Source organism: Bacteroides sp. 224, from assembly GCF_010500995.1.
Lineage (GTDB): Bacteria > Bacteroidota > Bacteroidia > Bacteroidales > Bacteroidaceae > Bacteroides.
In genome coordinates this window covers 120,099-132,011 of record NZ_QVMK01000004.1, presented here as the reverse complement: position 1 = coordinate 132,011, position 11,913 = coordinate 120,099, and the positions used below count along the sequence as shown (strand labels likewise).

The following is an 11,913-nucleotide window of genomic DNA, read 5'->3' as shown; positions in this document are numbered from 1 at the left end:
GTTTATCTGAATTTATGCAATGATAATACGAGAAATAAATAAAAATAATCGTACTTTTGCCACTAATTCAAAAAAGAGGGATTAATAAGAGTCATGATACATACAACTCGATTGAAAGGAATGGGAGTAGCTTTAATTACTCCATTTAAAGAAGATGAAAGCATAGATTATGATGCTTTGATTCGTATGGTAGATTATTTGGTGCAAAACAATGCCGATTATATATGCGTGCTTGGTACCACTGCCGAAACCCCCACATTGACAGAAGAAGAAAAAAAGAAAATCAAAGAGCTGGTGGTTGAACGTGTCAATGGAAAAGTTCCTATCTTGTTAGGTGTAGGTGGAAATAATACCCGTGCTCTTGTTCAACAGCTAAAAAACGACGATTTCACCGGGGTTGATGCCATATTATCTGTGGTTCCTTATTACAATAAACCATCACAAGAGGGTATCTATCAGCATTATAAAGCAATTGCTGAAGCTACAGAACTTCCAATTGTGTTATATAATGTTCCTGGGCGTACAGGGGTCAATATGACAGCGGCCACTACATTGCGCATTGCTCGTGAATTTAAAAATGTTATAGCTATTAAAGAAGCCTCAGGCAATATCAGCCAGATGGATGATATCATTAAAAATAAGCCGGAGAGCTTTGATGTGATATCTGGTGATGATGGTGTAGCTTTTCCTTTAATCACTTTAGGAGCTGTAGGTGTGATTTCTGTTATAGGTAATGCATTTCCCAAAGAATTCAGTCGCATGACCCGATTAGCACTGCAAGGAGATTATGCTAATGCTCTGCAAATACATCATCGTTTTACTGAGCTATTTGATTTGCTTTTTGTTGATGGGAACCCCGCCGGAGTAAAATCAATATTAAGCGCGATGGGAATGATTGAAAATAAACTTCGTTTGCCATTGGTACCTACTCGCATTACTACTTTCGAGGCAATCAGAAAGGTATTGAACAACTTGAATATTAAGTGTTGATTCGGAAATGAATCACATATTTATCACATAACTTCTTATGTCAGTTTTTTCCACGGCCGCGGCAGAGTTTTGTCACGGCCGTAGAAAAAACTTGTTGCGGCCGTGAAAGAATCTTGTTACGGCCTGTCAATATATCCATGCTGGGCGAACAAACAAAAAATCCCCTGCAAATGCAGAGGATCTTTGTGATCGCGACAGGATTCAAACCTGTAACCGGCTGATCCGTAGTCAGCTACTCTATTCAGTTGAGCTACGCGACCGTTTTTGTTTCTGAATGGTGACCGCGACAGGATTCAAACCTGTAACCGGCTGATCCGTAGTCAGCTACTCTATTCAGTTGAGCTACGCGGCCATTTCTTTAACGGGTGCAAAGATAGGGCTTTTTTGTAATTATACAAATCTTTTTCCTGTTTTTTTTATTAATAATCGATGAAACGGTTATTAAATAGCTGCCAACCGATGGTTAGCCCTACATTCCACTCCTTCGCCGGTGAGCTGAAATGATTGAGATAGGCAGCAATCGTACCAAAAGGAAGCTGACAAATAACAGATACCTCTCCAATGTATTCAAACTTAGAGAATGCTTTTCCGTAATAAGCATTGCTTAAACTGTTCCTTTCTATTGGATAAATAGGCATGAAACCATAAAATTCTCCTCTTAGATGAAATAAATCATTTAAGTGATAGATTGGTTTTATTCCTGCGCTGACAAATTGATTTGCCCGGAAAGCTTCATTATAAGTTAGTTGACTATAAGGAGTGGGAGCAAATTCTCCTGCCTGCAAAAGAGTAGCCGTATAATTTTCGGAGAAATTTTTCGAAGCATATAAGGCTTGCACATAACTTCCCAAAGTGAATTTGGAACTTATTTTATGATAATCTTCTCGCAAATAAGACAATTGTAACCACGCATGATGCTTTTTAAAAGGAAGACTCGGATCAAGGGTGGTTAATCCTGGTATATATTTCTCCTTACCTGTATATATTTGAGCAGTAAGGAATTCGCGATATCCTCTGGTTGCATATTGTCTGCTATTTAATGTACTTCCATTGATACTGATAGACCCTCCGAAAAGCATATAAGAGTTTTTATCATATTTGTCCTCTTCAAAGTTGATAACATTATTTTGAAAGTATCGGTCTTTAAATTCAGCTAAACCGATACTGAAATCAGCTCTTTTACTCGATAAAAAAGGAAGTGCCAGGTATAGTTTTATAAATCGTTCATCTTTGCGGTTGAAGGCTGGTTTGTTTCTACCGAATATTTTATCATTCTTAAAGTAATCAAATGTTGTAAGAGATGCTATAAGTCGATAAGAGGTCGGTATAGAAGTCGGAAAATCAACTTTGGCCATAAACTGTGCATTATTATATACTTTACCGATTTGACCGTCTAACATGAACTCTTTCGAATAATAATTTAAGTCTTGATAGCTTAATCCTACATAAATTTGGTTAGAACTTGTAGTGGATACACTACCTCCAAATTTAAGCGAAAATTTATGTTCCATTTTGACTTTTAAGTATAGGTCAAAGATGTCTTCCTCTTTTTTATAAACAGCTTTAGGAATAATTTCGGATATGATGTTATCGGATAATAGGCGGAAATAAGCGCGTTTTATGTCTTCATAATCAAAAATTTCGTTCTCTGATTCTCTGAATTCTTTTTTGATATAAGATTGTTGCTGAGAGTTGGCTCCTTCAATATACAAATTTTTGAAACGTAATTCAGGATAGCTACTGCGATACACCATTCTTCTCAGGCGTATATTATCTGCATTTACTCTGCGAGGAATTCTGGATTTTATGGAGTCCATCATACTCATAGTCTTATCATAACCTATCTTTTCAAGTTCTTCAAGACGATGAAAATCTAATAAAGTAACATCCGTATATTTAAAGGTCAGGAGCACACCAAGAGAATCGGCCATCGTGTAATCGGTTTTTTGCATCACCATATTATCAATCTGGCTCATCAAATCGTCTTCTTTGGGTTTAGGAGGATTTTTAGCAACTACAGAACCTATAATTATATCAGGGTTGAACTCATCTTGCATAATATCTACAGGAAAGTTATTGTAGATTCCGCCATCGTAAGCAAGAACGCCATCTATAGGAATGGGTTTAAAAACGAAAGGGAAACTCATAGAGGCGCGTACAGCATCTCCCAGATCTCCATTTCCTAAAATAAGCTGTTTTTTATTGTATACATCGGCCGCTACACAGCGAAATGGAACAAACAGATTGTCGAAACTCCCTTGGCATGCCGCTGTAGCCGATGCAAACAACTGAATAAAAACCAAATTCATTTGAATGGGGTTTACAATGTGTGTAGGCAATATTTGCGGTTTGAGGTTGAGGGAGTCTTTAAGAGACATGCGAATATTAAAAAATTCCGGAGTTTGTCTGTTAGATTTGAAATAATACCTGTAATCCTCTTCGACAACAGCAGTGTACCAGCGCTTAAAATCTTCAGAAGAAATTAATTCAGCCATTTCATCAGGAGAATATCCCATGGCATACATGGAGCCGATAATTGCCCCCATGGAAGTACCTGTTATATAATCGATTGGAATATTGTTTTCCTCCAAAGCACGGATAATGCCAATATGAGTCATTCCTTTAGCACCCCCTCCACTAAGTACCAAACCTACTTTTTGTGCATGTAGAGTAGGAATCTGGAGTAAAAAAAACAGTATAGTTAAGAGTACCTTTTTCATATTACAATGCTGCTATTGCTTTGTGGCTCAAATATAGAAAATAGTTTTCAAAAGCTTTGGTTTTATTCCAATAAAAAGAGCATTATACTTTGTTGTATAACGCTCTTTTTATATTTATTAGTATTCTGATTATAATCAGATCAGATCTATGCTTCGTTTTACGAAGTTGTTAAGAGCTTCTCCTTTCAACATATTATTTTGTAAAAGGGCTAAATCTATTAACTGACGAACCACTTTATTATTTGTGGCGTATTGAGCAAACACAGAATCTTTTTTATTTTTCAGTTCATCCCATTTGCCATCCAAATTGTTCAATTCGTCTTTTTCGGCAGTTGGAACTTCTTCATCTTTCTTATTCTCATGTTCTTTTCTTAACTCATTACGACGCTTGTCAACTTGTGCCATTTCCTCGTTTATGGGAGAAATTTCAGTAGCACATGCTTTTTCTCCGTCTTCCAGAACATTTTTAATTAATTTATGATCAGCATTCAATACCAAGTTGAACATATCGGGCATTTCACCGTAAAAACTCATGCCGGCTTGTATATTGGCCATTTCTTTCATACGACGCATATACTCGCTTTGGGTAATCATTACAGGGTTACTATTTTCGCCCAAAGACTGTGTAACTACACTAAATTCAACTTTTTCTATTTTAGGAAGCTGACTTTTGAATGTAGCAGACAAGGCTTCTTGCTTATCAGATGCCAAATTATCAGCCTTTTGTTCATCTTTTACGATTAGATTGTCGACAATATCACTGTCTACACGGGTGAAACGAGATTTCTCAAATTTCTGTTCCAACATGCTGACTAATGCTACATCTAATTGTCCGTCGAGCAATAATACATTGTATCCTTTATTGGTAGCAGCTTCGATATAACTGTATTGCTCATTCTTATTGCTTGAATATAAATAAACAAGAGTTTTATCTTTATCTGTTTGATTATCATTGATTAATGCTTTATATTCCTCATAAGTATAATGCTTGTCGTCGGTATCTGTGAATAAAGCAAATTTCTGTGCTTTTTCGTAGAAATCATCTTGTGTAAGCATTCCGTAGTTGATGAATATTTTAAGATCATTCCACTTTTCTTCAAATTGCTTTCTGTCGTTTTTGAAGATAGATTGTAAGCGATCTGAAACTTTCTTGGTTATGTGAGCTGAAATCTTCTTCACATTTGAATCGCTTTGTAGATAAGAACGAGATACGTTCAATGGAATATCCGGAGAGTCGATAACTCCATGGAGAAGCGTAAGAAAGTCGGGAACTATACCTTCTACAGAGTCTGTAACATATACCTGATTAGAATATAGCTGAATTTTATTTTTTGTCAGATCAATATTTGATTTAACTCTTGGGAAGTAGAGGATACCTGTCAGATGGAATGGATAGTCCACATTTAAATGAATCCAGAATAAAGGCTCATCAGACATTGGGTAAAGATCGCGGTAGAATTTCTTATAGTCTTCATCTGTTAATTCGCTTGGTTTACGTGTCCAAAGCGGATTAGTATTGTTGATGATATTGTCTTCTTCGGTTTCTACTTGTTTGCCATCTTTCCACTCTTTCTTTTTGCCGAATGCAATGGGGGTAGGCAAATAGCTGCAATACTTCTTCAATAACGAGGATACGCGATCTTCTTCTAAGAATTCTTTAGATTCATCATCAATATAAAGAATAATATCGGTTCCGCGATCTTCTTTCTTAACTTCTTCCAGAGTGAATTCAGGGCTTCCATCGCAAGTCCATTTAACAGCTTGGGCACCTTCTCTGTATGATTTTGTAATGATCTCAACCTTTTTAGATACCATAAAAGCTGAATAAAAACCAAGTCCGAAATGACCTATAATGGCATTTGCATCATTCTTGTATTTTTCAAGGAAATCATTAGCTCCCGAGAAGGCAATCTGATTGATATATTTATCAATTTCTTCGGCTGTAAGTCCGATACCACGATCGGAAATGGTGATTGTTTTCTTTCCTAATGAAACGCGAACAGCAAGATCGCCCAATTCACCTGTAAAATCACTCATGGATGCCAGTGTTTTTAGCTTTTGGGTAGCATCTACAGCATTCGAAACTAATTCTCTAAGAAAGATTTCATGATCACTATACAAAAACTTTTTGATAATGGGGAAAATATTTTCCGTAGTAACCCCAATATTACCTTTTTGCTTACTCATAGTTTATTTAATTTATAATTAATTTTCCATACAACGAATTGCAAAAAAAATGCCAGACCAATTGGCCTGACATTTTGACGTATTACAAACTCTTTTTTATTCCTTTTTTCTGCTCTTAACAGACTTTACTTTCATATCCAATTCACCCTTTTCTTCGTTTAAAGAGACATTAATTGTATCGCCCTCTTTTAACGAAGAAGATATTATTAGTTCAGAAATTCCATCTTCCAGGTATGTCTGTATGGCTCGTTTCAATGGGCGTGCACCATATTGAACATCATATCCTTTGATGGCGATAAATTCTTTGGCTTTATCTTCTACGGCCAATTTGTACCCAATAGATTCAAGTCTGTCATAAAGTCCTTTCAGCTCAATGTCGATAATTTTCTTGATAGCTTCCAAAGGTAGTTGATCAAAGGTAATTATCTCATCAACACGATTCAGAAACTCGGGAGCAAAAGATTTATTTAAAGCTTTTTGTATCACACTTCTCGAATGTTCCATATCATCCGTACGTATCTGAGCAGCAAATCCTACACCTTTACCAAAGTCTTTCAACTGGCGTGTACCAATATTGGAAGTCATGATAATAACGGTATTTTTGAAGTCTACAATTCTGCCAAGACTGTCAGTCAAACGTCCTTCATCCATCACCTGAAGCAAGAGGTTAAATACATCAGGATGTGCTTTTTCTACCTCATCAAGTAATACGATTGAGTAAGGTCTGCGACGAACTTTCTCTGTTAATTGTCCACCTTCTTCGTAACCAACATATCCCGGAGGTGCTCCGACTAAACGAGACACGGTAAATTTCTCCATGTATTCGCTCATATCAATGCGTATTAAGGCATCAGATGATCCGAACATATATTTGGCTAATTCCTTTGCTAAGTGTGTTTTACCAACACCGGTAGGTCCCAGAAACATAAATGTCCCAATAGGTCTGTTAGGGTCTTTCAAGCCAACACGGCTACGTAGTATAGCTTTCACTAACTTGTCAATGGCAGTATCTTGAGCAATTACTTTTGCTTTCAGATCTTCTTTCATCCCTGATAATTTGATGCCTTCTGCTTGAGCCATACGCTGTACAGGTACTCCGGACATCATTGAAACGACATTTGCAATTTCTTCTTCGTCAACAATTTCACGATGTTCTTTGAGTTTTGCCTCCCAATTTTTTTTCATTACTTCCAGTTGAGAAGAAAGTTCTTTTTCTTTATCTCTGAAACTGGCGGCAAGTTCATAATTTTGAGATTTTACAGCTTCATTTTTCTTTATTTTGGCTTCTTCTATCAGATGCTCTTGTTCTTCTATTTCTTTAGGTACATTGATATTAGTTAAATGAACGCGTGATCCTGATTCATCGAGTGCATCAATTGCTTTATCCGGGAAATTGCGATCCGTGATATAACGGTCGGTTAACTTCACACAAGCCTCTAAAGCGGCATCTGTATAGGTAACATTGTGATGATCTTCATATTTTTCTTTAATATTTCGAAGAATCTGCAATGTTTCTTCCGGAGTAGTTGGCTCTACCAATACCTTTTGGAAACGGCGCTCCAAAGCACCATCTTTTTCAATGTTTTTCCTATATTCATCAAGAGTGGTAGCGCCGATGCATTGTATCTCCCCACGTGCCAAAGCAGGTTTCAACATATTGGCAGCATCCATAGAGCCGGCAGCAGAACCTGCACCTACAATTGTATGTATCTCATCTATAAATAAGATTACATTCGGGTTTTTCTGTAACTCATTAAGTATAGAACGTATACGCTCTTCAAACTGGCCACGATACTTTGTTCCTGCTACAACAGAAGCCATATCCAAAGCCACTACACGTTTGTCGAATAAGATACGCGATACTTTTTTCTGAACAATGCGGAGAGCTAATCCTTCAACAATGGCAGATTTTCCAACTCCCGGCTCACCTATCAGTACCGGATTATTCTTTTTACGGCGACTCAAAATTTGCGCCAAACGTTCTATTTCGCGCTCTCTTCCTACCACCGGGTCAAGTTTGCCTTCTTCGGCCGCTTTTGTCATATCCGTACCAAAATTGTCCAGTACGGGAGTTTCATTAGTCGGTTTCTTTGGAGCAGCGGTTTGTTGACGACCTTCGGAATGAGGTGCGTCCATATCGTCGTCGTCTTCATCGTCAAAACTCATGCCCGAGGTAATATCAGGTTGCAACGATACTTGTTCAAATACTTTTTTGTAATCCACGTCGTTTTCCTCTAAAACGTTGGCAGCCACATTATTCTTATCTTTAAGTATAGCGAGTAGAATATGTTCTGTGTCAGCTACATCTTTTTTCAATAATCGAGCTTCCAATATACACATTTTCAGTATTTTGGCTGCTTCGTTAGATAAAGGTATGTCCGCATTTGGAAGTAGCATTTCATCTTGATACTTCTTTAATATAGCTTCAATGCGTGTCTTTATATCAGCAAAGTCAATATTGAGTCTTGACAAGACTTCGACGGCTTTTCCTTCACCGCCGCGAATCAACCCGAGCAATAGATGCTCCGGTCCTATATAGCCATTTTTTAAGCGATTGGCTTCTTCTTTGCTATATATGATGATTTCCGAAACTTTCTGTGAGAATTGATTATTCATATAAATATCTCCTTATATTAAAAGGTTTAGTTGTTGTTCAATACAAATATAATATATTTCTGTTTATATGCACTATTTTATTGTTTTATAATGATGTAACAAACATCGTGCCATAATTGATCAAATAACTCTTCTGTTTTTATTTAATTTAAAATAAAGTGAAGGGGTGATGTAGATATCAATATATCAATATAGAAGACAAGAAAAATACTTATTTTATATTGAATATTTACTTCTCGTTAATTATATGTGATGAGATATCTTTATATAAAGATAAGCAATCTTCTTATTACTATCAGAAAAGCAATAGTTTTTTGACGATGATTAACTATGCCAGCATTTAGCACTAAATTCCCAGATATATAGCCCTGTAGTTTTTGTCATTTAGCCCTATATTGCAAAACATATAGAGCTATATGTCTGGAAGTTTAGCCCTTTATGATTGGGGATTTAGTGCTAGATGCTCATATTGAAGGGGTTTGAAAAGCAATAAGCTTTAATTATACCCACAATTCTTCTGGAAGAGATTTTAATACTATTTTCTGATAATCGATCGATTGTCATTCTTAAGATATCGAAATGCTCTTGACAAAATCTCGTAGTTGATACCTTTGTAGTGTAAGTAATAGAAGGGTATATCCTCACTCATAGATAAAATTTGAATCAATTCAAAATATGTAAATTATTTCGCTTGTTAACTAATTGAATTTTATTATTAAATTTTCATCTTATCAGATAGTATACAACGAAAAATCTTTTATAATCTTAAAAATGTCATTATTTATAGGGGAAAGTTTTCTCCGAAACCCTTTTGTATATCGTAAAAAAGCAGTAATTTAGCGAGGTTTTTTATAAGCCCAAAAATGTATAATTAATAATCTTTTTAAATGCTTGAACAAGACAGAATTATAAAGATTAACATTGAGGAAGAAATGAAGTCATCGTACATCGATTATTCGATGTCTGTGATTGTATCTCGTGCTCTTCCTGATGTTAGAGATGGATTTAAGCCCGTTCATCGGAGAATCCTTTATGGAATGATGGAACTGGGAAATACTTCAGATAAACCATATAAAAAATCCGCCAGAATTGTAGGTGAAGTATTGGGTAAATATCACCCACATGGCGATTCATCCGTATATTTTGCCATGGTACGTATGGCTCAGGAATGGGCAATGCGTTATCCTTTGGTTGACGGGCAGGGTAACTTCGGATCGGTTGATGGCGACAGTCCGGCAGCTATGCGTTACACAGAAGCCCGCCTGAATAAGCTTGGTGAAGAAATGATGCAGGATCTTTATAAAGAAACTGTAGATTTTGAGCCAAACTTTGACAATACACTGTCAGAACCTAAAGTAATGCCTACCCGTATACCAAACCTGTTGATTAATGGGGCATCGGGCATTGCTGTAGGTATGGCCACCAATATGCCACCTCACAATCTATCGGAAGTAATCGATGCTTGTATTGCTTATGTTAACAATCAAGATATAGAAGTTGAAGAACTGATGGAGTATGTAAAAGCTCCCGATTTCCCGACAGGTGGCTTTATTTATGGAATAAGCGGAGTACGCGAATCGTATTTAACCGGTCGTGGGCGCGTAATTATGCGTGCACGTGCAGAAATAGAAACCGGAAATAATCATGATAAGATAGTTGTTACTGAAATACCTTATAATGTAAATAAGGCTGAGTTAATTAAATACATTGCAGATTTAGTTAATGATAAGAAAATAGAGGGTATTTCGAATGCAAATGATGAATCCGACCGCGAAGGTATGCGTATCGTTATTGATATTAAACGCGATGCTAATGCAAGTGTGGTATTGAATAAACTCTATAAGATGACTGCTTTGCAGACATCATTTGGGGTGAATAATGTAGCACTCGTAAATGGTCGTCCAAAAACATTGAATTTGCTTGATATGATTTCCAACTTTGTGGCACATAGACATGAAGTGGTTATTCGTCGCACTCAATATGATCTTCGCAAGGCCAAAGAACGTGCTCATATTCTGGAAGGTTTAATCATTGCTTCTGACAATATTGACGAAGTTATTCGTATTATTCGTGCTGCCAAAACGCCGGCAGATGCAATAAATAACTTGATTGAGCGATTTGAACTGACAGAAATACAGGCCCGCGCTATTGTTGAAATGCGTTTGCGTCAGTTAACTGGTCTGATGCAAGATCAGCTTCATGCAGAATATGATGAAGTAATGAAGCAAATAGCCGGATACGAAGAAATTCTGAACAATGAAGAACGTTGTAAAGAGGTTATCAGGGAAGAATTGTTGGAAGTTAAAGCTAAATATGGCGATAAACGTCGTTCGGAGATCGTTTATTCTTCCGAAGAATTCAATCCAGAAGATTTCTATGCCGATGATGAGATGATTATAACAATTTCGCACATGGGATATATTAAACGTACTCCATTAGCTGAATTCCGTTCTCAGAATAGGGGCGGAGTGGGCTCCAAAGGTACTGAAACAAGGGATGAAGACTTTGTAGAGCATATATATCCGGCCACTATGCATAACACCATGATGTTCTTTACTCAGAAGGGTAAATGCTACTGGCTTAAAGTGTATGAAATACCGGAAGGAACTAAGAATTCCAAAGGACGTGCTATTCAGAACTTATTGAATATCGATTCTGACGACGCAGTAAATGCTTATTTGCGTGTGAAGAATTTAGGAGATACTGAATTTATCAACAGTCATTATGTATTGTTCTGTACTAAGAAAGGTGTAATAAAGAAGACATTGCTGGAACAGTATTCTCGTCCACGTCAAAACGGGGTGAATGCAATCACTATTCGTGAAGACGACCAGGTTATTGAAGTACGTATGACGAATGGAAACAACGAAATAGTTATAGCCAACCGTAATGGTCGTGCAATACGTTTCCATGAAAGTGCAGTTCGTGTAATGGGACGTACAGCTACCGGAGTTCGCGGTATGATACTTGATGAAGATGGTGAAGATGAAATAGTAGGAATGATCTGTATTAAAGATCCTGAAACTGAATCTATTATGGTAGTTTCTGAGCAAGGATATGGAAAACGTTCTGAACTGGAAGATTATCGTAAGACAAACCGTGGTGGTAAAGGTGTTAAAACCATGAACATTACAGATAAAACGGGTAAATTGGTTGCCATCAAGTCAGTAACCGATGAAAATGACCTAATGATTATAAATAAATCAGGTATTACTATTCGTTTGAAGGTGGGAGATGTTCGTATTATGGGACGTGCTACACAAGGAGTTCGTTTAATTAATCTTGAAAAACGAAACGATCAGATTGGTTCTGTGTGTAAGGTAACATCCGAACAAGAGGAAGAACTTCCTGAAGGAGAAGATGTGAATGAGAATATCGACGAAAATAACGAAGAATAGGC

The 11,913-nt window shown here is 36.8% G+C and carries 5 protein-coding genes and 2 tRNA genes; 2 read left to right on the top strand and 5 right to left on the bottom strand.

Annotated features, from left to right (window positions below):
• Nucleotides 1-96: 96 nt before the first annotated feature.
• Complete coding sequence (dapA, locus tag D0T60_RS04055; protein ID WP_370524377.1) at nt 97-990, top strand: 4-hydroxy-tetrahydrodipicolinate synthase; 894 nt, start codon at nt 97-99, stop codon at nt 988-990.
• A gap of 186 nt (nt 991-1,176) precedes the next feature.
• On the opposite strand, the gene D0T60_RS04050 is transcribed toward dapA, so the two are convergent.
• The 5 genes from D0T60_RS04050 to D0T60_RS04030 all read right to left on the bottom strand — a co-directional run bounded on the left by D0T60_RS04050 (nt 1,177) and on the right by D0T60_RS04030 (nt 8,513).
• Nucleotides 1,177-1,250: transfer RNA gene (locus D0T60_RS04050), tRNA-Arg, on the bottom strand.
• A 15-nt stretch (nt 1,251-1,265) separates the two neighbouring features.
• Nucleotides 1,266-1,342, bottom strand: a tRNA-Arg gene (locus D0T60_RS04045).
• A 67-nt stretch (nt 1,343-1,409) separates the two neighbouring features.
• Nucleotides 1,410-3,710 carry a patatin-like phospholipase family protein gene (locus D0T60_RS04040; protein ID WP_163216872.1) on the bottom strand — a complete coding sequence of 767 codons (2,301 nt, stop codon included), beginning with the start codon at nt 3,708-3,710 and terminating at the stop codon, nt 1,410-1,412.
• Nucleotides 3,711-3,845: 135 nt separating this feature from the next.
• Nucleotides 3,846-5,897, bottom strand: a complete 2,052-nt coding sequence (gene htpG / locus D0T60_RS04035) for a molecular chaperone HtpG (protein ID WP_163216871.1) — start codon at nt 5,895-5,897, stop codon at nt 3,846-3,848.
• Between the two features lie 96 nt (nt 5,898-5,993).
• Nucleotides 5,994-8,513: an ATP-dependent Clp protease ATP-binding subunit gene (locus D0T60_RS04030; RefSeq protein ID WP_163216870.1), complete on the bottom strand. Its 2,520-nt coding sequence runs from the start codon at nt 8,511-8,513 to the stop codon at nt 5,994-5,996.
• Nucleotides 8,514-9,400: 887 nt separating this feature from the next.
• Here D0T60_RS04030 and gyrA point away from each other — a divergent pair.
• Complete coding sequence (gene gyrA / locus D0T60_RS04025) at nt 9,401-11,911, top strand: DNA gyrase subunit A (protein WP_163216869.1); 2,511 nt, start codon at nt 9,401-9,403, stop codon at nt 11,909-11,911.
• Nucleotides 11,912-11,913: the final 2 nt, after the last annotated feature.

Coding starts and splice junctions, on each gene's coding strand:
- htpG (WP_163216871.1), bottom strand. CDS start 5,897: ATGAGTAAGCAAAAAGGTAATATTGGGGTTACTACGGAAAATATTTTC.
- D0T60_RS04040 (WP_163216872.1), bottom strand. CDS start 3,710: ATGAAAAAGGTACTCTTAACTATACTGTTTTTTTTACTCCAGATTCCT.
- gyrA (WP_163216869.1), top strand. CDS start 9,401: ATGCTTGAACAAGACAGAATTATAAAGATTAACATTGAGGAAGAAATG.
- D0T60_RS04030 (WP_163216870.1), bottom strand. CDS start 8,513: ATGAATAATCAATTCTCACAGAAAGTTTCGGAAATCATCATATATAGC.